The following is a 26217-nucleotide window of genomic DNA, read 5'->3' as shown; positions in this document are numbered from 1 at the left end:
CAATCCCCAATCTATCGACATTCAAAAATATCGGTGAGCGCGATGCCAAAAATCATCCTGCATCAATGGGAAGTTTCTCCCTTTTGTAACAAGGTTCGTAAGATTCTTAAGCACAAGCATCTCGCCTATTCTGTTGTCAACTATAATGGTCTGCTGGCAGTGGCAGCTTCCCGATTGTCATCTGTGGGCAAGCTTCCCGTGATTGAATACGATGGTGAGAAGATTCAAGACAGCTCGGAAATTGCAGAATTTTTGGAAGCCCGACATCCAGAACATCCACTTTACCCCGCAGATAGCAAAGATTTAGCACAAGCCTATTTGTGGGAAGACTGGGCAGATGAATCATTGTACTGGTTTGAAGTATATTTTCGCTTCCGCTATCCAGATGCTCTCCAGCTAGCGAACAGCTTATTATGTAAAGGACGATCAAAGTTTGAGCAAGTAATCTTTGCTCCTCTGGCTCGCTACACCTACGAAAAGCAATTGAATGCTCAAGGAATCGGTCGCATCGACAAGAACCGCGTTGAAAAAAAGTTTTTCAACCATCTCGGCAACCTTGATACCATCCTCAGTCAGCAAGATTGGTTAGTGGGAAGCCATCAGAGCATAGCGGATTTAGCTGTCGCTGCACAAATAGATGAGATACTTCGTACTAGTCCGCTTAAAGAGCGGATTTTATCATATTCTCATGTTAAAGATTGGTTTGAACGCATCCAATCGTAATTTCGCGGATTGTTTTTCCAGACTCAATAGGGTTCGGTTAAGGTTTTTTGATGGAAATTATAGAGCAAAGATCCGATGAATCATTATAAAGACGCGATAAATCGCATTATAAAGACGCGATAAATCGCCGTCTCTACAATAAATCAATCGTTTTGTAGAGACGGCGATTCATCGCGTCTCTTGTCTGAACCGAACAGTAAGGATTTTAATTTCACTGGTGTGGATTGGGCTATTAGCTTTGCAATTGATTGCCAGGCGGGATATGGGTTTAATTATCTATGATATATTTCCGAAATAGACAGAACTGTATTTGTATATCCTACTGCAATCAACTATTTCATTATTATGGAACCTGTAACATTGACCGCAGTTGCAACAGCAATCGCTACTATAGTTTTAACTAAAGCTCTAGAAAAAACTGGCGAAAAGCTTGGGGAAGCTGCATTAGACAAAAGTCGTGAGTTAATCGAACAGCTACATAATAAGAATAAGTTACCCTTGCTAGCAGATGGAACACAGCAGCCGTTAGATTATGGCAAAGCAGTACTGGAATTAAAAGCAGCAGCAGACGCAGATACCGAAATTGCTCAATCTGTGCGAGAAGTCGAAGCAGCAACCAACAATGACCAATCTGGGAGTGCTGAGGAAATTCAAAAATTAGCAAAAAAAATTGAGTCGCAACCATCAATTGTCAACAACTTTGCTAAGTTAGCAGACCAGATCAAAGTAGAGAAAGGATCAACAATTGCCCAACAAGTAATAATTGAGCAACAGCACAACACTTACAACTGACTACAGTCGCCTGAACGGGAACAGGTAAAGTTAAATCCCTGTACTGAAACACCGCAAAATTTACCCGTGAGTGGGGTGGTGGAGTTTATTGGACGTGAAGCGGAATTGCAAAACCTGCATGAGATGTTGCAGGAAAATAATCAGGTGGTAATTGCGGCGATCGCTGGCATGGGTGGACTGGGTAAAACAGAATTGGCCTTACAATATGCAATGGCTCACCGTGAAATTTACAAAGGTGGAATTTGCTGGTTGCTGGCAAAGACTGGAGATGTAGGCATTCAAGTTGTGCAGTTTGCCAGAACGCAACTTGACTTAAACCCACCACAATATCTGGATGGAGACTTACCCAGTCAAGTGGAATACTGCTGGCAGCACTGGCGCGAAGGTGATGTGCTGCTAGTATTAGACGATGTTGGAGAATATCAACAAGTTAAGCCCTACCTACCTCCGCCATTTTCTCGCTTTAAAGTGTTGATTACCACACGGGAAAAATTACAGCCGCCAATAGTGCGATTAGATTTAGATGTGCTGACTTCACTAGCGGCAATGCAGTTATTTGAATCCATAATTGGTAGGGAACGACTGCGACGCGAACACTTAGTTGCAGAAAAACTTTGTAAGTGGCTAGGATATTTGCCCTTGGGTTTGGAATTAGTCGGGCGTTATTTGTTAGGTGATGAGGAGCTATCTTTAGCAGAAATGCTGCAATATCTGGAAAATGAGCGTCTGAAGAATGAATCTTTAGACGAAACTCGACCAGAAATGACTGCTAAATTGGGTGTGGCTGCTGCTTTTGAGTTGAGTTGGCGACGTTTGCGAAAAAATGACCAACTTTTAGGCTGTCTTCTGAGTTTATTTGCCCTAGCTCCGATTCCTTGGAAACTGGTGGAGGCTATAACAATAGCAGATGAGGCTCAAGATTGGAAAAAAGCCAGACGTGATTTGTTACAGTTACATCTACTCCAATATAAGGGTGAGAAAATCTATCAACTGCATCCATTGCTAAGGGAGTTTTTTCAAGATAAGCTTACAGGTTTAGAACAGGTAGAGGAATTAAAGCGATCGCTTTGTCGGGTAATGGTAGCAGTTGCCAAAGATATTCCTGAAACACCCACCCTTGAGCAAATCACCGGCGTTTCTCCCGCCATACCTCATATAGCTGAAGTAGCGAATCATCTCATTCAATACCTTAGCAATGATGATTTAATTTGGCCTTTCATCGGTAACGCCCTATTTTATAATGGTCAAGGTTTATATAACCAAGCTTTACCCTGGTATGAACAATGTCTAAAAGTCACTAAAAAGCGCTTGGGAGAAGAACATCCAGATATCGCCACTAGCCTTAACAACCTAGCAGGACTCTACTACTCCCAAGGCAAATACAGCGAAGCCGAACCCCTTTACATCCAAGCTTTAGCACTCTACCGCAAGCTGCTGGGAGAAGAACATCCATCTGTCGCCGCTAGCCTCAACAACCTAGCTAATCTCTACGAATCCCAAGGAAGATACAGCAAAGCCGAACCCCTTTACATCCAAACTTTGGCACTCAGGCGCAAGCTGCTACCAGAAGAACATCCACATGTCGCACAAAGTCTCAACAACCTAGCCTATCTCTACCGTGACCAAGGCAGATACAGCGAAGCTGAACCACTTTACATCCAAGCTTTGGCACTCAGGCGTCAGCTACTGGGAGAATCACATCCATCTGTCGCACTTAGCCTCAACAACTTAGCGTATCTCTACGAATCCCAAGGAAGATACAGCGAAGCCGAACCCCTTTTCATCCAAGCTTTGGCACTCAGGCGTCAGCTACTGGGAGAATCACATCCACATGTCGCACAAAGTCTCAACAACCTAGCGTATTTCTACAAATCCCAAGGCAGATACAGCGAAGCCGAACCCCTTCACATCCAAGCTTTAGCACTCACGCGCAAGCTACTGGGAGAATCACATCCAGATGTCGCCTCTAGGCTCAACAACCTAGCGGCACTCTACCATGACCAAGGCAGATACAGCGAAGCCGAACCCCTTTACATCCAAGCTTTGGCACTTGGGCGCAAGCTACTGGGAAAATCACATCCAGATGTCGCCTCTAGGCTCAACAACCTAGCCGAACTTTACCGTGCCCAAGGCAGATACAGCGAAGCCGAACCCCTTCACATCCAAGCTTTGGCACTTAGGCGCCAGCTACTGGGAGAATCACATCCAGATATCGCACAAAGTCTCAACAACCTAGCGTTACTCTACAACTCTCAAGGCAGATACAGCGAAGCCGAACCCCTTTTCATCCAAGCTTTGGCACTCAGGCGCCAGCTACTGGGAGAATCACATCCAGATATCGCACAAAGTCTCAACAACCTAGCGTCACTCTACAACTCCCAAGGCAGATACAGCGAAGCCGAACCCCTTTTCATCCAAGCTTTGGCACTCTGGCGTCAACTGCTCGGAGATGAACATCCAGATGTCGCCGTTAGCCTCAACAACCTAGCATTACTCTACCGTAACCAAGGCAGATACAGCGAAGCCGAACCCCTTTACATCCAAGCTTTAGATATTTTAGAGCAACGGTTAGGCGCAAATCATCCTAATACTGTTACTGTGCGTAAAAATTTAGCAGATTTTCGCGATCGCCTCCCCCCAAATCCAGAATAAGCTAGTTTTGTGCAAAGCGTACCGTGATAAAACTGAAAAACGCGATCGCCTAGACTAAAATTCATATTGAACTAAGTAAAAATATCTGATTACTTACTCAAAATGCCATTTCACTTACTCAAAATAAGCTTTTGCTTACTCAAACTCCAGTTTGCTTACTCATTTTGGTATTTTCCGCAAGTAAAATAAGCTTTTGCTTACTCAAACCCCAGTTTGCTTACTCATTTTGGTGTTTTCCGCAAGTAAAATGAGCTTTTACTTTCTCAAACCCCAGTTTGCTTACTCATTTTAGTGTTTTCCGCAAGTAAAATGAGCTTTTACTTTCTCAAACCCCAGTTTGCTTACTCATTTAAGTAATTCACGCATTCATTTTGGTATATCATTGAGCTGCAAGCTGGGAATCGCTCTAAAAAAGAAGTGTAAATTGCAAGCGATCGCTTCTTTTGCAAATCTTAAAGGCTATTCCATTCATCTAGCGCAATTTCCCGCTCTAGAATCACCTCAACTTCCCCAATCATCATCCGCAATTGCGGTACAGAATACTCATCATTAGAGGGAATAGTTAGACGATGTTGGCCATAAACCATAAACTGATGTCTTGTTCCAGAATAAGTCCCCTCAAACCCAATCCGTCGTAATTTCTTCACAAAATCCCGACGTTTACACGGTATCCATCGGCTCAAGGGTTGGCTCCTTGTTGAGATCAATATTATCAATCATTGGTAAAGAATGTCCCAGTTTTAACCCAAGCAAAATCCAGTCTTCCAGTATTGAGCGTAATTCATCCTCGCACTCGCGCAAAGTCGATGCAAAGGCTATCACTCCTTTGCAAACAGGAATTCTACCTGTAAATGTACCATCTTCTAACTTGTCATAAATTGCCTGGGCGATCGCTCGGTCAACATATTCGCTCAGAATAAACCTTATTGTCATGAAATCTTGGGTTGTGCTGCCATGTTTAATTTTACATTAAAAAATTGATGACTCTGACGGCTTATCTCAGTTGAATGATCGTGTTCAAAGTGAATGCTCTACAAAGAAGTGTAAATCTACAAGCGCATAAGGGCGGACTACGCCTACGCTATTATGTGGTTGTCAATGATGAAGAGCGATCGCCCCCGCAAGCAAAAATTATCAAGTGTAAGTAAGTCGGTGCTAATATTTCCAGCTATGTTAAGGAATTTTAATGTAGGGTGTGTTGTCGCAAAGCGCAACGCACCGTCAACAATCTCAAGGAAGTTAGCCTACGGCGTAACACACCCTACAGCTAATTTATATTTCTTCATATACATTGAATTTTTATCACCGACTTACTTATCAGTTGCTCACCATCAAGTGAGCCACCCGTTCTGCTAAAGCAGCAATAGTCATAGAAGGATTGCGTCCAATAGCTTGAGGTAAAATTGCCCCATCAGCGACATAAAGATTTTTGTAGCCGAAAACTTCTCCTTTATGATCGACCACACTATCTTCAGCAGTTGTCCCCATTTTGCATCCTCCCAGAGGATGCACTGTTAACAAACTGCGGAGAACTGACCAGTAAAAAGGAATATAAAGTTTACCGCCGTTGACTTGGGAAAGTTGCTTTTGCAGATTCAAGATGGCATCAATTGCAGACTTTGAGCGCTGGATATTCCAATCAAGTTTTAAGTCTGTTTCCCAAGGTTTGAGCCAGTTACGACCGAGAGAAAGTTGCCCATCGGCAGCATCAACACCCGCACCTAGCCAAACCATAACGTTACTTAAGGGATTCTTTTCATCCAAACCACGCTGCAAATGGTTGCGTAAAGCTAGGGCGAATAGGCTGAAATTACCAGAATTCAGCTTGCTGCTAATGGCATTCAGCAACATATTGGGAAAGCCATCATCTTCAATAATAAAACTCTCTCCCTCAAAGCTACTGTCAGTAAAGTCCATACCTGCGGTAATCGTTGGGCCAATGGACTGCCTAACCTCAACATCTTTGCCGTAGAAATCGGGGGTAAGAACGTTGGCGTTAGCGCTCCAATTTTTACCGAGTTGCTGACTAACTTTAGGTAAAGTGCGGTACTTATCGCGGCTATTTAATAGCAACTCACTAGAACCAAGGGAACCTGCGGCGATGACAACTATTTTGCCCCTCTCTTCCCCACGAATTAATTGCCCGTTTTCAATGCGGTCAAAAATAACGCGATAACCACCTTCTTCTGGTTGAATATAGCGTACCAAGTGGAGCGATCGCACCTCTGCCCCTTTATTTTCCCCAGCCGGGATGTAGTTCAAATCGAGGGTATTCTTGGCATGGACATCACACCCCAAATCACAATTACCCAAATGAATACAAGTACCTTGTTTTTGCCCTTGGGCATTGACAAATTGCCGGGAGTGCTTTTCATTCAATGGGTCTTCCAGTTGGTAATTCCAGTCTGGATCGAAGGAGATTGCTAAGGGCATACTTTGATAGCGATCGCCATATCCTACCTTTTGCGCCGCTTGTTCCATCAATTTTGCCCGTTGGGTATGTTGCCCTGGAGGTATGGGATGGACACCCATCATTTTCCGCACGCGATCGTAATAAGGCTGCAATTCACTATAAGTAATTTCCGGTGGCCAACCTTGCTCAAATCGCGTTGGATTTGCTTCTAAAACCACGCTGGAATAACACAGAGAACCGCCACCAACCCCGGCCCCTTGAGCAACAGCCATCCCCTTAAAAAAACGTAAATCGAGCCAGCCATTATGTTTTTGCGGCTGGGTGTGTTCATAAATCCAGGCATCTTTAGCTTGACGTGGGTATTGGTCTTTCGTCCAACGCCGACCGCGTTCCAACACCAAAACCCGCGCTCCTGATTCAGCCAAACGGCAGGTAACTACTGACCCACCAAAGCCGCTACCGATTACAATGACATCAAATTGCTGGCTCATAGGATTTACTTAATCACAACGGGGTCTGAAGGGCGGGCAAGGCTATCTCTTTTTGGTACTGGGATATCGCGGGGAATCCAAAAGTGTATCCGTTTATCGCAACCTTCGCAGATGGCATAGTCATTCAATTCAATTACGCCCAACTGCGTCCACTCTTTTTCATCGAAGTTTTTGACGTTGATGGTGTAGACCAAGGTATTGTTAGGATACTTTTCTAGTCGCAATTCATCCCGGAAATCTTCTGCATCAATTTTAGGTGTGCCTTCTGCCACTCTGAGCATAAACAGGTCTGGGGTAACAACCTTGCTTCCTGGTTCGACACCAAGGGTAGAGATGGGAAAGACTTGGCGAAACCCTGGTCTTTTATCTACCAGTCGGAAAATCACGCGGTTAACAAGTTTAGCACCAATATCTGGGCCAACATCAGGAAAATTGGTTAACTCAGTATCAGTGATATGCTTCGTCTTGATGCCTGTGAGATAATCGACAGTCACGAAATTACCTGGTTTTACCTTTTCGTGAGGATTGAGGGTAGGATAAACTTTACCAGCTAAACCCAAGGCCCTGCGATCGCCCCGTTTAATTCCAGCACCAGCAACGGAAAGACGAGCAAATACTAAACCTTCTGAACCCTTAGTAAAATAACCCGTGTAAGGTGAATTCTCAGTGATTTTCCAAAGACCTGAATAGCAAACACCATTAGCGTGGATTAGCTTATCGTAATAGGGGCGGATATCACGCCTGTCGAACAAATTCCGCGCTGCATCATTAAACAACTGGACAAAAGTTGTCAATCCTACACCTTGTTGGTAAGGCAGGGGTTCACCATAGGGTTCACTAAAACCAACTTCTTTTACTTCTTTGTAGGTAGACCCGTCATACTCGAAAACATCGTTGTCCGGGGTAGAAGCTTGAGGGTTGTTGAGCATAGTTAGTATCAACAATGGGATTTGGAATAAGCACAAAACTGAGTCAATAATCCCGAAGGCAGGATAAATATTGGGGTAAAGAAAGAAAAAGAACAGAACTCCAGGCGGACGGGAAAGGGTCGCTAATACAGCGTTGGGAGTGTAGCGGTAGGGGTCATTTGCTCCAGGAATGTAGAACAGCGACAGCAGAACCACTAGCAAACCAGCAAAGGAAGTCCATACTGGGTCTTGGGTAGGTCTTTGGTGAAGTAATTCCAGCAACCAATTCGGTGCAAAAATCGCCGGTAAGCCAATCGCCCAATCTTGGATAACGCCTAGCCAGACGATGCGGCGAAACCAAACAGCATATTTGTTCATAGCTTAGTTACAAAGTTTTGAGATATTCAATTAATGCTTGTTTCTCTTTGGCAGGTAAATCAGTGCCATAGAGATGTCCTTGGTTACTATTAGCAGGAACGCTAATGTCGTATTTAAAACCTACACGTTCCGCTTCTTCTCCTTCGGAAATAAAGCCAACTTTTTTCTGGTCGTAGACATCAAATCCTCGGTAAAAAGATTGGGGACGATTCTCTGGTTTTTCTAACAAATCTTCTAGGGATGGCACAGAACCATTATGGAGATAAGGCGCTCTTAACCAAAGACCATCAAGAGAGACAGATACATAACCATCAGTCTTCCGCAACTCGTTGAAGTCCCAGGGATAACCATCACCAAATTTGTTGTAAGTATCTGCTCCTTGCTGCGTCCACATATCTAGACGGTGGCGGTCAGTTCCCACTTCTGCAACAGGAATTACCTTACCAGTCCTTTCGCCGCCAAAGGCATGGCAAGATGCACAAGTACTGCTGAAAATTTCTTTTCCTTGTGTAGCTAATTGCTGATCAACTGCAAACGGATATTTGGGAGGTGGTAATTCTGAAATATAATCTTCTACCCTTTGGAGATCCTTCACTGGTAGAGACTCTTTGGTTGCACCGTCACCAATAGCGCCAGTTTGCACCGTTTCTCGCAATGAAGTTTCTAAACCATCCCAATGCAGAGCAAAGTTTTGGTGTTGCTTTTGATTCCACAGAGGCATCATATCTGAGTTACCAATGGTGTCATCTTTAGGCAACTTTAAGGTAGTGAACTTCACAGGGTTAAAGGGGTCAATTCTACCCGGCCCCCAATTGGGACGAGAATCAGTCCAAGCAAAGTTTGCTTTTTGTTGCAGCAATCCTTTCTTAGTTTCGGGAATAATTACAAAACGATAAAGCAGGTTTTCCCACCAAGAAAACTCATGACTATATTTAATTTCATCAAGAATATAGTCAGGTTCAAATCTGGGGTCACTAGCAGCGTTACCAAGAAACCGAACATAGCCTTGAGAATCAAATTTGTTAGCAGGCCCGGCTGCAATAATTGTTGGCTTATCTTTGAGGTTTTCTCGATAAGTAGCATGATGACAAACAGCACAAGTTATCCCAACTCTCGGAAACCCAATGGTTTTTTTAGAAAAACCGACTGGTAGCTCTTTACCTTCTTCCCATGTAATTCCCAAAGAAGTATAACCTCCTGGACCTGGTAGCTTATCGGGAAAGATGCGCGGCAATACTAACCAAATCCAATACGGTACACCTTGCGCCTGTTCTGTACCAATAGAACCATATTTAAAATGATCCTCTGGTAACTCATAAACTTCGCTAGGAGCTTCGCGGAAAAGACTGTACCATCCCGCGTAACCCACAACCCCAAAAATCAGGACAATAACTACAGCAATTGAGGTGATTATTTTCCCTAATTTTGACTTAAGTATTGCCATAAACTTAGGTTTCTCCTTGCTAAAGTGTCCTTCAAAGTTTCTTCATGTACTCAACAATTGCATCTTTCTCTTCTGGGGAAAGATCAACGCCGTACAAATGACCGCTATTGCTGTTACCATCAAGTTTTGTATCGAACTTGAAGTATTTTTTACCATTTTCTTCAGCAACATCAGAGACAAAGCCAACTTTGGCTCTATCGATAACGTCATAGCCCCGATAGAATTCTTGTGGTCTATTCTCTGGTTTTTCTAATAAATCCCGTAGGGTGGGGACTGAACCATTGTGCAAATAAGGGCCGCGTAACCAAACACCATCAAGGGGCATATTTGCATAGCCATTAGTCTTACGGAAATGCTTAAAGCGCCACGGATAACCTGCATACAAGGTATTTTGGTTAGAGATGGTTTCATAAGTGAATGAATCTAGGCGATGTCGGTCTGTTCCAATTTCTTGAATTGGCACAACTTTGCCTGTATAAGCCCCACCAAAAGCGTGACAGCTAGCGCAATTACTTTCAAAAAGCGGTTTTCCGGTGGCTGCTAAAGTTTCATTAACTTCGTAGGGATATTTTGGTGGTGGTAGTTCCAAAAGCCAATCGGCAATTCGATCAATCCGAGGCAAATCAATCGTTGTGGGTGTAACTCCAGTGCCTAAGGCTGCACTTTTATTACGTTCATCAACAGAACTATTATTACCATCCCAATGCAACTCTAGTCCCTTGCGGGGTCTTTGATTCCAAATTGAGGGGAAATCAGAAGTACCAATTAGTTCATCCTGACGCAATTTATCCATTGGGAAATGGAATTGAATCGCTTTATAAGGATTAAAAGTATCTACTCTACCTGGCCCCCAATCTGGTTGTTCTTCCACAAACTTAAGTCGATATGCCTGATTAATTAGTGCATCTCTAGTTTGGGGAATTGCAATGAAGCGATAAAGTAATTTTTCAATGGGATTCAGACCACCACTGATTTCTTCAATTTCTGGTAACATCCGGTTGGCAGTAAAGCGCTCATCCAGACCAACTGCTGATAAAAATTTGATATATCCCTGCAAATTAAGTACATTAGCAGGCATTGCTGTAACCACTTGATGGTCGCTATTAGGATTATCTCGCAGCGTCCCTGTATGACATACAGCACAATTCAATCCAACTCGATTAATAAATACTCGCCGTTGCGAAAAACCTACAGGTAAATCTTGATCAGGTTCTTTGATAAATCCCAGAGAAGCATAACCTTTGCCAGGTAATTTATCTGGGAATAATTCTGGTAAAACTTTCCAAATCCAGTAAGGAATACCATTGATGGGTTCGCTGCCAATTGAACCATATTTAAAGTGGTTTTCAATGTCAGCATAATCCACTGGAGAGTTAGAGAAAACAGGCCAAAGGAAAAATACTGCTACTGCAATAACACCGACAATCACAACCCAAATTCGCCGGAAGATTCCCTTAATTGAGGTCGGGAGTAGGGTAGGGTTTGTTTGTTCAGTCATGAAACACTCCCCATATTGTCGAGATTATTTGTAAGCGAAATTGTCAATTTGATACCCATCGCTTTTTTATTTAGATGAATTGGCAAACTGAGTTGGATGAAAGACTGACATTACTTCTTCCATCATCTCTTCATAACTATTGAAGCGATCCTGCTCGTAACAACCTAAAGGATTTTCAGTTACATTCAGTAGGCATTTATTACAATAGGTACAGGGTTTATCTGCTAGGTCTTTACCTGCTTGAAAAGATTTAACTAAGTCATTATTAGCAATTAGGGTACGAGCCATTGTGACACCATCACAATACTTATCATTAATTGCCTGACGAATATAAGAAGCCTGTTGCAAACCACCAGTACATAGTACGGGAATATTAACGTGCTTTTTAATTTCTCTGGCATCTAGTAAGTTTCTGCCTTGGTTCTCTGCCAGTAATTGCTTGATTTTAGGGTCTTTTACATCGTCACCACTAAATGCTTGCGGAGCCAATTGCTTTTTGACTCGATTCCATAAAAGATTGAAAACAGGATGCAAAAAGGAATTGCGAAATAAAATGTAGTTACGTGTAGTCTCTACGCCACTCGACAACATAGTATCATAAGTTCTAGTAATGACATCAAAATTAAAATCACCAATGGGATTGAGTGGATGAGGAAATAAGCTACCAGTTGATACGTGAACGCCATCAGCCCCAGCTTCTTCTGCCCATTTACAAACTTGAATGGAATCTTTGATGGTATTACCTGGTTTTTCCCAAAAGGTGACAGCGTTGTTATAATCAACAGCACTAATTTTGAATTGTAGGTGAAAGTCCTTACCTACTTCTTTGCGAATTGCTCTAATAACATCTAGCAAAAACCGCGCTCGATTCTCTAATGAACCACCATATTCATCTTGACGGTCATTAATTCCAGAACTGAGAAATTGGTTAAAAAGATATCCATTAGCACTATGCAATTCTATTCCATCCAAACCTGCTTCCCGGACACGTCTAGCGCCATTGGCAAAGTATTGGATTGTTTCTTTAATTTCTGCTAGTGTCATCGATTGACACAAAAAGCCGTGGAATGGCTCGGTTTGGCTAGTAGAACTTAATGCTTTTTTCCCTAAGTTTTCGACACCGCCAATATCCTGCTGTCGCCCAGAATGACTTAATTGTAAGATAAATTTACAGTCATATTCATGGACTTTTTCTCCTACTTTTCGCCAAAAAGGAACGGTTTCATCAGAGTGAATTGTGGCGTAATTGGGCATAATTCTGCCCCGGATGGCGACTGGAACAAAGGAAGTAATAATTGCCCCGACACCACCACGAGCAAACTTTTCTTCCCAATTGATTCGGGCTTGAGTACCTGAACCATCGTAGTTATCCCATCTTCCGGAAATACTAGAGCGAAATATCCGATTTTTTACTGTGAGATTACGAAATCTCAATGGTTCAAAGATAATATCGTTTTCCATTTGTTCCTCTCTCTTTCGTGTTCTTTCGGCAATAAAATTAGAAGTCAAAATTATTCGTAGCACTAACAGTCTCGCCAGAGAAATATTTTTTTAGTACAACATGGCGTAAATAAACAACCCATTCAAAATTAATGAAACGCTTACGCTGTATTCATTTTGAATTTTGAATTTTGTTAGCGCAGCGTTAGCGAGTCTGCGTTCGCTTTTAGCGTCTCGTAGAGAGCGTCATTTTGAATTCCGCCTTGCGGTACTAGTGTCTCTGCGAGGGCAATTTCTTATGTCTACAAATCCACAGTGCAGGTTTTCGGATGGGAACGCTAATTATTAATTTTTTGTTACTTAGATTTACTTACCAAGTTTCAGCATGGGTATTTAGCCTTATTGGTTTTTACAGTTATATAAAGACTTTTGCAATTTGTAAACCTACGGTATTTACAGAGCAATTCTTAAAAAAAGCTAAAATTTTCCTCTTTTTTATTTCTCTGATCAGGTTAAGGCAACTTTAAAAGAAGCACTTGACGATTTGTTACAAACATTACCAAGTACGTAAGTAACGCATATAACCATAGCAAATTGGTTATTCAAACCACTGTAAATTTACAATTTTTTAAATTTTTTGTTTAGAAATGTATAAAAGTTTATTAATGACGTTTTGCAAACTTGTGTAGTAAGTTCATATATAACGAACCTCAGTAAGGTACATTTTAAATCATCAAAATATCCCAAGACTAAATCTGGAAAATGGGAAATTAGTGATGAAGCATTAGTGTGCCTCTGCAAACGTGAGGTGCAATGGAGAAGGTTTAGGGGTTACAACCAGAGAGTTTTATGAAAAAGACAAGTCTAATTTTTAAGGGCTGTCTGCTCCTTCTGTTCGTGACTATGTTTATAGTCTGCGGCTTTTATGGAACGCCTACAGCCCTAGCTGATGAGTATAGTGAAACACCTGCGCCCATAAGTAACAAGTACTCTGACACTGGTGTAAGCGAATACCCTGATAACTGCGAGGGTATCGGTTATCTCCCGGAGTACACAAAGGAGAATTTGACAGATGCCGAAAAACGGGGTCGTTGCACCTGGTACTTATGGACTGGCGGTAATGATAAGTACTATCGTGATTTAGCGAAACGGACAAATGGTGGTGCTGACCTGCTAAAGCTGATTGACTCAAAAGAGCATGACAAGCGATTTGAGTTATATGGCGCAATTAACGATCCTGGATGTGAAAAATCCACAGAAAAAGATGAATACGGGTTGCGGCTAGATAAATGTAAAGACCCGCTCTCAAGTGGTGTTATTGGGTTGCGTAAGTTCCCCAATCCCAACTTCGACCAAGCAAAATGGAACTCTGAGGAATATTTCAAAACCTCACAAGTCGAGCCTCCCTACTTAATTGGGCAGTCTTGCGCCATCTGTCACGTGGCGTTAGATCCCCTCAACCCACCCAAAGACAAGGAACATCCAAAATGGGAAAACCTCGTACCAGCATTGGGTAATCAGTACATCAAGGAAAACAAATTCTTTGGAACCAGCGTTGGGGAAAATAGTTTTATTAAGCAAGTACTTGACTCTCAACAACCTGGGACTTCTGATACTTCTCGAATTGCTACCGATCACATCAACAATCCGAATGCGATCAATGCCATTTTTAATTTAGGCGATCGCCCCAAATATCCAGAGGTGATGAACGATGGTTCAACCAAGGATGTGAATCATATTCTCAAGGATGGTGCAGACTCCACAGGAGTGGCAAATGCCTCACTACGGGTTTACGTCAACATTGGGATGTGTGGCGATTACTGGACAAGTCTCCATGAACCTTTATTAGGCAGAACTCCCCAAAAACCTTTTGACATCGCCAAGGCGCGGAAAGACTGCGAAGGCTGGAGACAGACAGAAGCACGTATGGCTGATGCCGAAGCATTCTTGAAAACCATCAAGCCGCTGCACCTAAAAGATGCACCTGATGGTGAAGACTTCTTAACTAAAGACGAGGAAGTTCTCAAACGTGGCAAACTGGTTTTTGCCAGCACTTGTGCTAGTTGCCATTCCAGCAAAAAGCCACCTGCTGAAATTGCTGCTGACCCCGAACAGGCTCAGAAATGGTATGAAGAGTCTGTACTCAGTAGTAACTTTTTAGACCACAACTTTTTGTCTGATGACCAGCGTTATCCAGTTACCCTAATTGGTACTAATGCGGCGCGATCGCTAGGAACAAATGCCACTAAGGGGCATATTTGGGATCAGTTCTCATCCAAGACTTACAAAGAACTGCCATCACCAGGTACTTTGACGCTGTACAACCCCTTTGATGAGAAAAAACCCATCGAATTTAAAATACCAGACGGCGGTTTGGGATATTATCGTACACCTTCGCTAGTAAGTATTTGGGCAACAGCACCACTTCTTCACAACAACACACTAGGACTTTACAACGAAGATCCTTCAGTGAAAGGACGTGTAGAAGCCTATACGGATGCAATGGAAAAGCTACTCTGGCCTGAAAAGCGCGAGGGAATTATCAGCAGGACATCTAAAGATACGAAATTAGAGCTTCCCCCAGGAGATCCGAATCCGAGATTTAGAATTCCTGTTCCTAAAGGTACGCCTGTGAATTTGCTGGCAAGCATCAATATTAGAGAGGCAATTACATCTCTCAATCTCAGCAGCCTTTTCCAAGACTTGAAACCAGGTGGAGGAATTAAGAGTAAGTTGGCACGTGTGCTTTTAAGAGCCAACAAATCTCCTGACTTCGTGGAAGATGAGGGTCACTATTTTGGTTCCGATCTCCCAGATAAAGATAAGAAGGCCCTAATTGAGTTTGTGAAAACCTTCTAGTACAGCTTCGTAGTGTTTTAAATGCTCCAGAGGCACAGAGAATTCACTACGAATTGATCAAATTTTGTACTAAAACAACTTGTCTGAATACTCTGCACTCGTTCCCAGGTTAAAACTGGGAACGAGCAAAAATATTTATTACATAGCGGGGATATATATGCAGTATTTACCAATCATCTTCGTTCGTGGATATGCAGGTACACAAAAAGATGTTGAGCATGTAGTTGACGATCCATTTTATGGATTCAATAATGGTTCAACCCATATTCGAGTAGATGAGAACGAAAATCCCCAGAAGTTTTTTTTCGAGAGTCCATTACTGCGGCTAATGACCGATCATGGTTATCAACCGATTGTTGACAATCAAAATGTGAGCAATCAAATTAAAAGATTATCTGGACAACTTAATAAAACTATTTGGGTCTACCGATTTTATGATGTAACTACACCTAGTTTTAACTCTTCAAGTGTAGTCAGACAGGAAATGGAGCAGATAGCTGAGGGTTTAAGAACACTGATTGATGATGTTAAGAAAACGACGGGTGCTGACAAAATTTATCTTGTTGCTCACTCAATGGGAGGTCTTGTTTGTCGTAGCTTGATTCAAAAGATTTATCCAGATCAAGGTGAGCAAGCTGTGGATCACATTGACAAATTATTTACCTACGCTACACCTCATGGTGGTATTTATTTTGAGATTGGAAGTGGCTTAATCGAAAGTCTTAGAGACAAGTTTAAATTAAATAATTCTGATGACTTTGGCCCCCAGAGAATGTACCAGTATTTAACACCTAAAGCCAACGATCCAACAAATGAGTTACCCGATGACTTTCAGCTAGAAAAACTACAAAGCCTAGAAGATGCATTCCCGCCAAACCGCGTTTTTTCTCTAATCGGTACTAATGCACATGATTATGAAGAACTTTTTGGTATTTCACAAAAGGCTGTAGGGGTGAAAAGTGATGGTCTAGTTCAAATCGATAAAGCTTACATCACAGGATCTCATCGTGCTTATGTTCACCGTTCTCATGGTGGGCGTTATGGCATAGTCAACTCAGAAGAAGGTTATCAAAATTTACAACGCTTTTTGTTTGGTGATATCCAGGTAAAACTATCTCTGAGCAATATTGAGTTAAAAGACCAGGACAATAATTTTTATCAACTGGAAACTAGGGTTGCTTTGCGTGGTCTTCCTATTGCTATATATGAGCAAGCGATCGCTCATTATTGCCCAATCACCCAAGAGTTACTCAGAACAGATAAACCTATTCCCCTGTTTACAGCTTTCTTAATCCCCAGAAATTCAGCTAGTGATGATAATACCTGTAGATATGCTCTGCGTTTAGCACTGCATTCTTTTACAAAACAAGAGACAAATTGGTTGCGTGACAGTCATCTCGACCAAGTACCTCTGTGGTCTGACTATTTAATTACCGATGTTGCCGCATCAAATAACACTTACAAAGCTACCTATAGTTGGAATTCCGATCAAAAAGAGCCAGTAATAGACTTAACTCCCAATCCAGAATCCAGTTCAGATGTATATGTTGCTTATGTTTCTTTACCTGAACGGGGGCAAAAAGTCTTAGGAACAAATGCGGCAGTTCGCTTAGAAATTTCCCAATGGAAATAAATGTCATTTTTCATAAGAAGCCTAGTGAGTGACCAAAATCTACCTGGATAAAGATTTTAGACTTTCCTATAGCGAGGGTCATTAAAGAACGTTAGGTTACTAATGATTCATTTGTTTTGAAGCAGTTAACAAAGGAAAAATTATGCAAGGTAATCGCAAACAAACGGCTCTAATTACGGGTGCATCTGGCGGCATCGGTTATGAATTCGCGAAGTTATTTGCTCAGGATGGTTACAATCTTGTGTTGGTAGCTAGAAGCGTGGACAAGCTGAATAAAATCGCTGATGAATTTAAAAAGAAATTTGGCATTGATGTCAAAGTTATTTCCAAGGATTTATCTAATCCATCAGCCCCAGAAGAAATTTTTACTGAGCTAGAACAAGCATCAATTAGAGTTGATGTGCTGATAAATAATGCTGGCTTTGCTACCTACGGATTATTTCACGAAATTGACTTGAATGCTGAATTGCAATTGCTACAGGTCAATGTCTTATGTCTGACACATTTAACCAAGTTATTCCTCAAGGGTATGGTTAAGCGGGGGTCTGGAAAAATATTAAATGTGGCTTCGACTGCTGCTTTTCAGCCAGGGCCGCTGATGGCAGTATACTACGCTAGTAAAGCCTATGTCTTATCGTTCTCAGAAGCGATCGCTAATGAATTAGAAGGTACAGGCGTTTCTGTAACAGCCCTTTGTCCAGGGCCTACCGAATCCGGTTTTCAACAAAGAGCCGCAATGGAAGACTCAAAGTTGGTAAGCGGTCAAAAAATTATGACTGCGGAAGCGGTAGCCGAAATCGGCTATCGTGGTTTATTTGAAAACAAAACTGTTATTGTTCCTGGAATTAAAAATAAGCTCCTCGCTGAATCTGTAAGATTTACTCCCAGAAAGCTAGTGACTAAAATGGTCAGAAATATGCAGGAAAGCAAGTAAGTTGTAACATAGCAATCCTAAATCAAACGCGCAGAAACAAGATTCCCGACTTCTTAAAGAAGTCGGGAATCTGCCGTTTGCAATTCTCACAAGTCTTTAATTACGAATTACGTAGCTTGCTTCTCGCCGGAGGCGAGTATTACAAATTACGAATTATTTTAATCTCCCTGTGGATGTTCATCCCACAAGGTTGTTATTTCCCGTAAACTCTGATGATTGCCATTACCCAAAATCAAATGATCTAGTACCGGAATGCCCAAAAGCTGCGCCCCTGCTAATAACTGACGCGTCAATTCTATATCTTCCTGGCTGGGTTCAAGGTTCCCAGAAGGATGGTTGTGGGCAACTATTGCCCGCGTTGCGCCTTGGCGAATAACTTCTCGAAAAATATCACGGGGAGAGGCGAGGGTTTCAGTTGCAGTACCAATGGTAATTACTTGCGTACCCAGTAAACGATTCTTGACATCTAACAGCACCACTGCAAAACGTTCTTGTGTCTGCCACATCAAATCTTGGCTAAGGGTAGCAGCAGCCGCAAGTGGGCTATCAATTAATGTGCCATCATTTGGACGAGATTGAAAGGCGCGTTTACCTAATTCAATTGCTGCTAAAATACTTGTCGCCTTCGCCGGGCCAACACCAGAAATTTGCATCAACTCTGCGGGGCTAACTTCTCGCAGAACTGCCAAAGGATCGCGTTGGTGTTTGCCTAATTCGCTCAAAATATATTGTCCCAAACCCACAGCAGATAGTTTTCCTGGCCCTTGACCAGTGCCTAGAAGAATTGCAATTAACTCTGCTGTGGCTAAAATTTTCGCTCCATGCGTCATTAATCGCTCACGCGGACGCTCATTTGTAGGTATATCGGCAATTCTGAGGCAATAGGTCATATTAAACTAAGAAAATAGCACCACACATAGAACTATCCTTAGTTATCCCTCGTTTGCTCTCAAAATCATCATTATTTGAGAAAATCTTTAATTTTAGGAAATTTTCTCTATTTCTATATATCTTATACCAAGTTACTCAAGACTATTTGGGAAGAAAGCAGCAGGTGAAATATGAAAAAATTTCGCGAGTTCTTCAATGTGTCTAGTTGTTAATTTACGCTGCTTTTTCAATATGGCCGATATAATAGATTCTGTTTTGAAAATGGGTACTAAATCTTTTTGAAGTAGCCCATTTTCTTCTATCAAAACCTGAAGTAAATCTATTCCATAAATATCAGGCACAGGCTCTTGCGTTTGTTCAAACTCGTAAACTAGAGTGCCTAAAATATTAAGATAATCTTTTTCATCCAATGTTAATGGAGCGCTATCTATCAAAGAATTAATAACTTTTTGGGTAGCAGATAACTCATCCTCAGTCTTGATAGGACGAGGAGGAAATGCTTGCAGCAGTTCAATGTAGGTAGGACGTTTATTTAAACCAAGGGTCATTTTTCCATTTCTCTGTATCGTACTCTGTATGAGTTAATACGTTGCGAATAAATACTTTTTGACTTTGATAGTCAATATAGGTAATAAGGCGATACTTGTTTCCTTGAATATTAAAAACTGTAAGCTCACCTACTGGATCGGCAGAGTTAAAAGCTTGGTGAACTTCAAGTATATTTTGCCACTTGGCTAATTTTGCAATTTTGTTCCAACCACGTAAACTAGATTCAGCATCGGGATACTTTTGATAAAAAAGTTTTAGTGCTGTATTGGAAATAATATGCATAATAAATGAATTTTTTCAAAATAAAGCTCATAAGAATGTCCCTCGAAGTGTCAAACCGTAGTTATTAAAACTTAGCAATTTGCTAAGTTGATGTCAATAGTTAAATGATTAGATTTTTCGCTTTACCCCTAATGACAGTAGACTTTCAGTGAAAATATACTTGTTACCAAGTTTAATAAGTGCAATTATGTACCTGCTACCATAGGCGATGCCTACGGCGGTAAACTACGCTATGTTCGATGATTTATTCAACAATCTCAAAGGTTTTATTGACTCTAAAATTCAAGAAGTCGGTAACGATCTGCAAAAGCGCTTCGGCGTTCCCGAACCCGCAGAGCCATTTGTGCTGATTCGCCGATTCACACTTGCCGATTCCACTGTGACAAGGGGAGGTATTGCAATTGTCGGAGAAAGTTGGCAAATTGAAGCTTATGACAACAAGCGGGTTTGCCTCTACACAAACCCATTAAACCCCTTCATCTTCGCTGATTACTGATAAATTTGAGTTGCTTTCAGCATGTGGTAGGTAATTATTAACTGGGTGAGTGCGAGAGGATAACTTTGCAATGTTTCTCCAGTTGTACCAGCAATTTTACCCAGTTCGGGATTACTTTCGCGATCGCAAATATTTCGTAAATGGGGCATATCAGAACAAATAATATGCTCTAGCTTATTCACTTGTTCTAAGGTGGCATGACCATCAACTTCTAAAACATCTACAGGTTTACTCATATCTCTGTCTAGCCCCAAGCGGATTGCTGAGTCAGAATTACCATAGCCAGAGTTGATAATCTCGGTAAAATCTGGGTGGGGAATTGTCGGACGTAATACCAGACGGACATTCAGATGTCCATTGATTTCATCATCATTCTCAGCGGGTGGATAGAAACTAATGACTATATCAGACCATTGTCGCTGCGGACGAATAAATTGTGCTGAGTCTGGTTCACGCTTTTCTAGTTCCGCTAGCACTTGTTCAGCAGTGTAACCGCGCTTTTGGGTGTCTCGCTTGACTTTCCATTTCGCGCGTAGTTCTTCAGGCGGTGCAAGGTAAACTTTTACGTCGTAAGAGTCACGGGCGGCACGAGTAGAATAACCGAGTAATCCCTCAATGATCACAAATTTACTGGGCTTGATATACTGTGGTGGCTCGAATGTACCGGTTTTATGGCTGTAAACTGGCTTCAGAATTGGCTGTCCTGTACGTAGCAACGATAGGTGTTGCTGCATAATATCCAAGTAGTTGCAGTCCGGGTGGAGGGCAGTAATACCAATTTCTGCACGTTGTTGGCGATCGTAACGGTGATAATCATCTGTACAAATGAGCGTGACATTTTCTGGGCCGAGTACTTGAGCGATTCCTCGCGTTAGTGTTGTTTTACCAGCCGCACTGTCGCCGACAATACCAAGAATGATTGGACGGCTCATCATAACCTCCCACAATAAAAACAAATTTAGTAATAAAATACCCACAATAGTTTTTATTCTAGAAGGGTTTAAGCAAGTAACTCAAATAAAGACTTGCTATGCAATATCTCTACACATAAAATGTTTGTGCGATGCCTACGGCGGTAAACCACGCTTTTTGCATGATAATTTATAATTTACATGATTGTTAGAGTTATCTGTACGCATAAAAACTAGTACAACACGGCGTAAATAAACCACCTATTCAAAATCAATGAAATGCTTACACTGTATTAATTTTGAGTTTTCAAATTTGAATTTTAAAAAATCATTTACGAGTAAAAAAGACTCGTCCCCTATTCTCAATACCCAATTTTATGACAACTAAAACATTAGGACTCGAACAAAACCTGTATGATTATTTGCTGTCAGTCTCTCTGCGAGAACCGGAAATTTTAACTCAATTAAGACAGGAAACAGCCGATTATCCAATAGGGAGAATGCAGATTGCTCCCGAACAGGGGCAGTTTTTGGCGTTACTGGTGCAGTTGTTGGGAGCGAAGAAAACTTTGGATATTGGGGTATTTACAGGTTATAGTTCCTTGGTGGTGGCATTGGCGTTACCGAGAGATGGTAAGGTGGTAGCCTGTGATATTAGTGAGGAGTTTACAACGATCGCTCGACGCTATTGGCAGGAAGCTGGAGTGACGGATAAAATTCAACTGCATATTGCCCCAGCTTTGGAGACTTTGGATCGGCTACTGGCAACTGAGGAAGCGGAAACTTTTGATTTTGCTTTCATCGATGCAGATAAGAGGAACTATGATGATTATTATGATCGATCGCTGCAATTAGTGCGTCCGGGGGGATTGATTGCCATCGATAATGTCCTCTGGTCAGGTAGGGTTGCTGACCCCCAAGTGCAGGATAATAGAACTAAAAGAATTCGTGCCTTTAATCAAAAGCTGCATCAAGATGAGCGAGTTAGTCTAAGTTTAGTTGCGATCGCAGATGGTTTAACTCTGGCACTGAAGAAGTAATACCATTTTGGATTTTAGATTTTGGATTTTGGATTATTGAGAATTGCCTTTTGTTCAAATTGGTGTAATCTTTTTCAAAGCAGCTTATCTGGCGTAATTGGTAAGTCACGAATCCGCTTACCGGTGGCATGATAAACTGCGTTAGATATGGCAGCAGCTACCCCAACAATCGGAAGTTCTCCTAAGCTTTTGGTTCCTAGTGTATTCACATAAGGATCGTGTTCTTCAACAAATTGCACTTCTATATTGGGAATATCTGCATGAACCGGAATCAGGTAATCTGAAAGGTTAGCACCAACTATTCTGCCCTGATTGATATCCATTACAGTTTTTTCCATCAGCGCCATGCCGATTCCCCAGGTAATGCCGCCAATAACTTGACTCCGCGCTGTCTTAAAGTTGAGAATTCGTCCAGCACCATAAACGCCTACGCAACGTCTAACTTTGATTTCTCCCAACAACTCATCAACTGCAACTTCGACAAACGTTGCACCAAATGAGTGTTTGGCGTATTCTTTGCTTTCTGGGTTGAGTGAAGATTCCTCTGTAACTTCTAAACTTTCTAATCCGTGGCGAAGCAGAATATCGGTATAGCTGTCTCGCTTTGATGGATCTTGTTTTAAAAATATTTGCCCTGACTCAACGGTAATATCTTCTGCTTGAGATTGATAAAGCAGAGAATTAGAATCAGCGATCGCCATTTGAATTATTCTATCTCGTGCGGCGATCGCGGCTTTATGCACCGCCGGAGAAACACTAGCAACGGTAATTGAGTTCCCTGTAATCGGGGCTTTGGGAAGATTGCTATCACCTAATTCAAACTGTACTGGTAAGCCTAATACTTCCGAAGCTACCTGCGTCATCACTGTATACGTGCCAGTACCGATGTCTTGAGTACCACTTTGTACTTTCACTTCTCCGGTGGCAAAAATTTCTACCCTTACCGATGCTGTTTGAACGTTGGTGGGAAATGTTGCACTTGCCATTCCCCAACCAATCAGAAAATGATTATCCCGCATAGAACGGGGAACTGGGTTGCGTTGTGACCAACCAAAAATTTCTGCCCCTTTTTGGTAACATTCTTTTAGGGATTTACTTGACCAAGGTAATCCTTTGTGGGGATCGATATCTGCATGATTTTTTAGTCTTAGTTCTATTGGGTCAGTATTTAAGGTGTATGCCAGTTCATCCATTGCCGACTCTAGGGCAAACATTCCCGTGGCTTCTCCTGGGCCACGCATAAAGGTTGGTGTGGCAGTATTGATACGTGCTAAACGGTATTTAATTTCCAAATTGGGACAGGCGTACATCATGATTGTGGCTGCACCCACAGGTTCTACAAAGTCATCGAAGAGGGAAGTTAAGGATGTGCCAATGTGATTGATCAGGGTTAGTTTACCTTCTTTGGTTGCACCTAAGGTTAGCTGCTGCTGAGTTTGGGATCTGTGGCCGCAAGCTGTGTACATTTGCGATCGCGTTAGCACAACTTTCACGGGGCGTTTTACTTGACGAGATGCAATGGCAGCTAGAATTGTATGCGATCGCAGCAGCGCCTTACAACCAAATCCACCGCCTAAATATTTGGAGATGACACGGACATTTTCTTGAGGAATATTGAGAACAGATGCGATCCCTGTTTGGGTTGCAGAAATGCCTTGAGTGGTTTCATACAATGTCAAATTATCCCCTTCCCACATTGCGATCGTTGCAGAAGGTTCTAAGGGATTATGATGTTCTATTGGTGTGGTATATACTTGCTCTACCAGCACATGTGCCTGGGCTTTCCCCAATTCAATGTCCCCTCTGGTGATTTTACCCGGCATGATGCCAAAAAATATTGATTCGGGTTCAAATATCTCTGCATGTGCCATTGTGAGCGTTGGAATGGCTTCTGCGTAGATAATTTTTATCTTAGAGGCAGCAGTTTCGGCTTGTTCTAAAGTTTTGGCAATTACAATCCCCAGATGTTGACCATCGTAGTAGATATTATGGTCTTTTTCCGTTGGCTGGGGTTGTTGAGGGCCAAAGAAGGGTATTTTTACCAGAGATGGGGTTTGTTGGTAAGTAACGACATCTATCACACCAGGGGCGACTGCGGCGGCGGATGTGTCTATTTGGATAATTTTACCACTGGCGATCGCACTTTGAAAAATCACTCCATAGGTTAAATTCTCTATTGGCACGTCGGCTGTGTAAGGTGCTTCTCCGGTAACTTTCAGCCTACCATCAACGCGATCGAGTGGTTTACCGATAATTTTATTCATAATTTTTCTGCCACAATTGAGAGTGCGCGTACCAAAGCGCGTTTGACTAATTCAATTTTGAATTCATTGTGTGTTTGCGGTTTCGCTTCTTTAACAGCTGCTTCGGCTGCGGCTGTAAAGATAGCTTCGTTAATTACTTTCCCTTTTAATAACTCCTCAGCTTCCCATGCACGCCAAGGTTTAGGTGCTACTCCTCCAAAAGCGATGCGTGCTGATTTGATGATATTTTGTTCTATATCTAAGGCAACAGCTACGGAAACGAGAGCAAATTCGTAGGAAGCACGATCTCTAACTTTTAAATAATGGGATTTATAAGCAGAATTAGCCACTTCAATGGCAACAATTAATTCTCCAGGCTGTAATAGAGTTTCTTTTTGTGGCGTCTCACCTGGTAAGAGATAAAAATCATGAATTGAAATTCGCCTATTTTTTTCTACTCCTTGGATGCAAATCACGGCATCTAATGCCGTCAAGGCTACAGCTAAATCTGAGGGATGAACGGCAATACAATGTTCACTCGCCCCGAAAATAGCGTGCATTCGATTGTAACCTGTAATTGCCGAACAACCGATACCGGGAGTATGTTTATTACAAGGAAAAACCGGATCGCGAAAGTAACCACAGCGGACTCGTTGCAGTAAATTACCGCCCACTGTTGCCATGTTTCTTAGTTGTGGTGAAGCACTTTGTAATAAAGCTTGGCTAATTACTGGATAAAATTCTTGAATTTGGGGATGAAAAGCCACATCACTCATGCGAGAGATTGCACCAATGCGGATTCCATCAGGCTGTGATTCAATATCTGCTAGGGGCAAACTATTAATATCAATTAATATATTCGCTGTTTGGACACCATCTTTCATTAATCCGAGTAAATCTGTGCCACCAGCAATAAATGCAGCAGTCTTGTCTTGCTCAACTGTTGCGATCGCAGTCTCTTGTGAAGTTACTTTAGCATAACTAAATGGCTGCATTTTTTGTTTCCTCTAGCACATCCTGAATCGCCGCGATAATATTTGGGTATGCTCCACAACGGCAAAGGTTTCCACTCATTTTTTCTCGAATTTCCACCTCAGATTTTGGTAATTCTTCCAATATCATCCCTACGGCTGAGACAATTTGACCCGATGTGCAGTAACCACATTGAAAAGCATCATGGGTAATAAAAGCTGTTTGCATCGGATGGAGTTTGCCATCTTGTGCTAGTCCCTCAATTGTGGTAATTTTACTACCGATGTGCATTACAGCTAGAGTCATACAAGAGTTGATTCGCCGATTATCAACTAATACAGTACATGCACCACATTCACCGCGATCGCAAGCTTTTTTAGTGCCCATCAAACCTAGCTTTTCGCGTATTGCATCCAGTAAAGTAACACGAGGTTCTAGCTTCAGTGTGTAGGAAACATTATTGACATTCAACGATAATTCTACTTCCTCTAAACCTAATATTTTCAATTCCTGGGTCACGTCGCTTCGCTCCGAATTTAAAATTAATGATCCCCATAAAGTAAATTTAGGGGCTTGAACAAGTTAAAAGTTAAAATAAACAAAGAAATTTATCAATATTTTTACAATCTCTTCGGGGCGGGAGTAGGGAGTAGGGAGTAGGGAATAGG

23 protein-coding genes are annotated in these 26217 nt (G+C 42.0%); 9 read left to right on the top strand and 14 right to left on the bottom strand.

The window, feature by feature from the left end; genetic code table 11:
* The first annotated feature begins 42 nt into the window (after window positions 1–42).
* The 3 genes from V7K76_RS22080 to V7K76_RS22070 all read left to right on the top strand — a co-directional run bounded on the left by V7K76_RS22080 (window position 43) and on the right by V7K76_RS22070 (window position 4167).
* Complete coding sequence (locus V7K76_RS22080; RefSeq protein ID WP_334779683.1) at window positions 43–723, top strand: glutathione S-transferase family protein; 681 nt, start codon at window positions 43–45, stop codon at window positions 721–723.
* A gap of 345 nt (window positions 724–1068) precedes the next feature.
* Window positions 1069–1515 (top strand): hypothetical protein, encoded by a 447-nt coding sequence (locus tag V7K76_RS22075; RefSeq protein ID WP_334779684.1) that lies wholly within the window; start codon window positions 1069–1071, stop codon window positions 1513–1515.
* Between the two features lie 75 nt (window positions 1516–1590).
* Window positions 1591–4167 (top strand): tetratricopeptide repeat protein, encoded by a 2577-nt coding sequence (locus tag V7K76_RS22070; RefSeq protein WP_334779961.1) that lies wholly within the window; start codon window positions 1591–1593, stop codon window positions 4165–4167.
* A 452-nt stretch (window positions 4168–4619) separates the two neighbouring features.
* Here V7K76_RS22070 and V7K76_RS22065 read toward each other — a convergent pair whose 3' ends face one another.
* Both V7K76_RS22065 and V7K76_RS22060 read right to left on the bottom strand, forming a co-directional pair.
* Window positions 4620–4850 (bottom strand): hypothetical protein, encoded by a 231-nt coding sequence (locus tag V7K76_RS22065; RefSeq protein WP_334779686.1) that lies wholly within the window; start codon window positions 4848–4850, stop codon window positions 4620–4622.
* The gene (locus V7K76_RS22060) at window positions 4828–5100 is read right to left on the bottom strand and encodes a type II toxin-antitoxin system HicB family antitoxin (protein ID WP_334779687.1); all 273 of its coding nucleotides are present in this window, start codon (window positions 5098–5100) and stop codon (window positions 4828–4830) included. The genes V7K76_RS22065 and V7K76_RS22060 overlap by 23 nt, the downstream gene beginning before the upstream one ends.
* Window positions 5101–5174: 74 nt before the next feature.
* On the opposite strand from V7K76_RS22060, the gene V7K76_RS22055 reads away from it, so the two are divergent.
* The gene (locus V7K76_RS22055) at window positions 5175–5315 is read left to right on the top strand and encodes a hypothetical protein (protein WP_334779688.1); all 141 of its coding nucleotides are present in this window, start codon (window positions 5175–5177) and stop codon (window positions 5313–5315) included.
* A 169-nt stretch (window positions 5316–5484) separates the two neighbouring features.
* On the opposite strand, the gene V7K76_RS22050 is transcribed toward V7K76_RS22055, so the two are convergent.
* The 5 genes from V7K76_RS22050 to V7K76_RS22030 all read right to left on the bottom strand — a co-directional run bounded on the left by V7K76_RS22050 (window position 5485) and on the right by V7K76_RS22030 (window position 12760).
* Complete coding sequence (locus V7K76_RS22050; RefSeq protein WP_334779689.1) at window positions 5485–7071, bottom strand: GMC family oxidoreductase; 1587 nt, start codon at window positions 7069–7071, stop codon at window positions 5485–5487.
* Between the two features lie 5 nt (window positions 7072–7076).
* Window positions 7077–8357 (bottom strand): hypothetical protein, encoded by a 1281-nt coding sequence (locus tag V7K76_RS22045; RefSeq protein ID WP_334779690.1) that lies wholly within the window; start codon window positions 8355–8357, stop codon window positions 7077–7079.
* A gap of 7 nt (window positions 8358–8364) precedes the next feature.
* On the bottom strand, window positions 8365–9801 hold the full coding sequence (locus V7K76_RS22040) for a cytochrome c (protein ID WP_334779691.1): 1437 nt from the start codon (window positions 9799–9801) through the stop codon (window positions 8365–8367).
* A 31-nt stretch (window positions 9802–9832) separates the two neighbouring features.
* Entirely contained in the window at window positions 9833–11299 is a 1467-nt protein-coding gene (locus tag V7K76_RS22035) for a cytochrome c (protein WP_334779693.1), read from the bottom strand.
* A 66-nt stretch (window positions 11300–11365) separates the two neighbouring features.
* A complete protein-coding gene (locus tag V7K76_RS22030) occupies window positions 11366–12760 on the bottom strand; it encodes an NADH:flavin oxidoreductase (RefSeq protein ID WP_334779694.1) in 1395 nt (464 codons plus the stop codon).
* Between the two features lie 828 nt (window positions 12761–13588).
* Here V7K76_RS22030 and V7K76_RS22025 point away from each other — a divergent pair.
* The 3 genes from V7K76_RS22025 to V7K76_RS22015 all read left to right on the top strand — a co-directional run bounded on the left by V7K76_RS22025 (window position 13589) and on the right by V7K76_RS22015 (window position 18165).
* Window positions 13589–15598: a hypothetical protein gene (locus V7K76_RS22025; protein ID WP_334951782.1), complete on the top strand. Its 2010-nt coding sequence runs from the start codon at window positions 13589–13591 to the stop codon at window positions 15596–15598.
* 157 nt (window positions 15599–15755) lie between these two features.
* Entirely contained in the window at window positions 15756–17231 is a 1476-nt protein-coding gene (locus V7K76_RS22020) for a PGAP1-like alpha/beta domain-containing protein (RefSeq protein WP_334779695.1), read from the top strand.
* Window positions 17232–17373: 142 nt separating this feature from the next.
* A complete protein-coding gene (locus tag V7K76_RS22015) occupies window positions 17374–18165 on the top strand; it encodes an SDR family NAD(P)-dependent oxidoreductase (RefSeq protein WP_334779696.1) in 792 nt (263 codons plus the stop codon).
* A 158-nt stretch (window positions 18166–18323) separates the two neighbouring features.
* On the opposite strand, the gene radC is transcribed toward V7K76_RS22015, so the two are convergent.
* The 3 genes from radC to V7K76_RS22000 form a co-directional block, all read right to left on the bottom strand.
* Window positions 18324–19055 carry a RadC family protein gene (gene radC / locus V7K76_RS22010; protein WP_334779697.1) on the bottom strand — a complete coding sequence of 244 codons (732 nt, stop codon included), beginning with the start codon at window positions 19053–19055 and terminating at the stop codon, window positions 18324–18326.
* 132 nt (window positions 19056–19187) lie between these two features.
* On the bottom strand, window positions 19188–19604 hold the full coding sequence (locus tag V7K76_RS22005) for a helix-turn-helix domain-containing protein (protein ID WP_334779698.1): 417 nt from the start codon (window positions 19602–19604) through the stop codon (window positions 19188–19190).
* Complete coding sequence (locus V7K76_RS22000) at window positions 19585–19887, bottom strand: type II toxin-antitoxin system HigB family toxin (RefSeq protein WP_334779699.1); 303 nt, start codon at window positions 19885–19887, stop codon at window positions 19585–19587. Before V7K76_RS22000 ends, V7K76_RS22005 begins: the two co-directional genes overlap by 20 nt.
* Before the next feature lie 208 nt (window positions 19888–20095).
* Here V7K76_RS22000 and V7K76_RS21995 point away from each other — a divergent pair, with 208 nt between their 5' ends.
* Window positions 20096–20383 (top strand): hypothetical protein, encoded by a 288-nt coding sequence (locus V7K76_RS21995; RefSeq protein ID WP_334779700.1) that lies wholly within the window; start codon window positions 20096–20098, stop codon window positions 20381–20383.
* Here the strand turns inward: V7K76_RS21995 and V7K76_RS21990 are convergent.
* A complete protein-coding gene (locus V7K76_RS21990; protein WP_334779963.1) occupies window positions 20377–21315 on the bottom strand; it encodes a phosphoribulokinase in 939 nt (312 codons plus the stop codon). The genes V7K76_RS21995 and V7K76_RS21990 overlap by 7 nt on opposite strands.
* Window positions 21316–21671: 356 nt before the next feature.
* Here V7K76_RS21990 and V7K76_RS21985 point away from each other — a divergent pair, with 356 nt between their 5' ends.
* Window positions 21672–22334, top strand: a complete 663-nt coding sequence (locus V7K76_RS21985) for a class I SAM-dependent methyltransferase (protein WP_334779701.1) — start codon at window positions 21672–21674, stop codon at window positions 22332–22334.
* Between the two features lie 74 nt (window positions 22335–22408).
* On the opposite strand, the gene V7K76_RS21980 is transcribed toward V7K76_RS21985, so the two are convergent.
* From V7K76_RS21980 to V7K76_RS21970, 3 genes are read right to left on the bottom strand one after another with little or no spacing between them, the layout of a single operon-like run.
* Window positions 22409–24598 carry a xanthine dehydrogenase family protein molybdopterin-binding subunit gene (locus tag V7K76_RS21980; protein ID WP_334779702.1) on the bottom strand — a complete coding sequence of 730 codons (2190 nt, stop codon included), beginning with the start codon at window positions 24596–24598 and terminating at the stop codon, window positions 22409–22411.
* Window positions 24595–25572 carry an FAD binding domain-containing protein gene (locus tag V7K76_RS21975; protein ID WP_334779703.1) on the bottom strand — a complete coding sequence of 326 codons (978 nt, stop codon included), beginning with the start codon at window positions 25570–25572 and terminating at the stop codon, window positions 24595–24597. The genes V7K76_RS21980 and V7K76_RS21975 overlap by 4 nt, the downstream gene beginning before the upstream one ends.
* Window positions 25559–26068, bottom strand: coding sequence for a (2Fe-2S)-binding protein (locus tag V7K76_RS21970; protein ID WP_334779704.1), 510 nt, complete (start codon window positions 26066–26068; stop codon window positions 25559–25561). Before V7K76_RS21970 ends, V7K76_RS21975 begins: the two co-directional genes overlap by 14 nt.
* Window positions 26069–26217: the final 149 nt, after the last annotated feature.

The organism is Nostoc sp. (assembly GCF_036917975.1).
Classification (GTDB): domain Bacteria; phylum Cyanobacteriota; class Cyanobacteriia; order Cyanobacteriales; family Nostocaceae; genus Nostoc.
The sequence above is the reverse complement of the archived record's forward strand: the minus strand, read 5'-3'. Positions and strand labels throughout refer to the sequence as shown.

Excerpts from the sequence above, each read along its gene's own strand:
- V7K76_RS22080 (WP_334779683.1), top strand. The coding sequence starts at position 43 with ATGCCAAAAATCATCCTGCATCAATGGGAAGTTTCTCCCTTTTGTAAC.
- V7K76_RS22075 (WP_334779684.1), top strand. The coding sequence starts at position 1,069 with ATGGAACCTGTAACATTGACCGCAGTTGCAACAGCAATCGCTACTATA.
- V7K76_RS22060 (WP_334779687.1), bottom strand. The coding sequence starts at position 5,100 with ATGACAATAAGGTTTATTCTGAGCGAATATGTTGACCGAGCGATCGCC.
- V7K76_RS22055 (WP_334779688.1), top strand. The coding sequence starts at position 5,175 with ATGATCGTGTTCAAAGTGAATGCTCTACAAAGAAGTGTAAATCTACAA.
- V7K76_RS22050 (WP_334779689.1), bottom strand. The coding sequence starts at position 7,071 with ATGAGCCAGCAATTTGATGTCATTGTAATCGGTAGCGGCTTTGGTGGG.
- V7K76_RS22045 (WP_334779690.1), bottom strand. The coding sequence starts at position 8,357 with ATGAACAAATATGCTGTTTGGTTTCGCCGCATCGTCTGGCTAGGCGTT.
- V7K76_RS22040 (WP_334779691.1), bottom strand. The coding sequence starts at position 9,801 with ATGGCAATACTTAAGTCAAAATTAGGGAAAATAATCACCTCAATTGCT.
- V7K76_RS22035 (WP_334779693.1), bottom strand. The coding sequence starts at position 11,299 with ATGACTGAACAAACAAACCCTACCCTACTCCCGACCTCAATTAAGGGA.
- V7K76_RS22030 (WP_334779694.1), bottom strand. The coding sequence starts at position 12,760 with ATGGAAAACGATATTATCTTTGAACCATTGAGATTTCGTAATCTCACA.
- V7K76_RS22025 (WP_334951782.1), top strand. The coding sequence starts at position 13,589 with ATGAAAAAGACAAGTCTAATTTTTAAGGGCTGTCTGCTCCTTCTGTTC.
- V7K76_RS22020 (WP_334779695.1), top strand. The coding sequence starts at position 15,756 with ATGCAGTATTTACCAATCATCTTCGTTCGTGGATATGCAGGTACACAA.
- V7K76_RS22015 (WP_334779696.1), top strand. The coding sequence starts at position 17,374 with ATGCAAGGTAATCGCAAACAAACGGCTCTAATTACGGGTGCATCTGGC.
- radC (WP_334779697.1), bottom strand. The coding sequence starts at position 19,055 with ATGACCTATTGCCTCAGAATTGCCGATATACCTACAAATGAGCGTCCG.
- V7K76_RS22005 (WP_334779698.1), bottom strand. The coding sequence starts at position 19,604 with ATGACCCTTGGTTTAAATAAACGTCCTACCTACATTGAACTGCTGCAA.
- V7K76_RS22000 (WP_334779699.1), bottom strand. The coding sequence starts at position 19,887 with ATGCATATTATTTCCAATACAGCACTAAAACTTTTTTATCAAAAGTAT.
- V7K76_RS21995 (WP_334779700.1), top strand. The coding sequence starts at position 20,096 with ATGCCTACGGCGGTAAACTACGCTATGTTCGATGATTTATTCAACAAT.
- V7K76_RS21990 (WP_334779963.1), bottom strand. The coding sequence starts at position 21,315 with ATGAGCCGTCCAATCATTCTTGGTATTGTCGGCGACAGTGCGGCTGGT.
- V7K76_RS21985 (WP_334779701.1), top strand. The coding sequence starts at position 21,672 with ATGACAACTAAAACATTAGGACTCGAACAAAACCTGTATGATTATTTG.
- V7K76_RS21980 (WP_334779702.1), bottom strand. The coding sequence starts at position 24,598 with ATGAATAAAATTATCGGTAAACCACTCGATCGCGTTGATGGTAGGCTG.
- V7K76_RS21975 (WP_334779703.1), bottom strand. The coding sequence starts at position 25,572 with ATGCAGCCATTTAGTTATGCTAAAGTAACTTCACAAGAGACTGCGATC.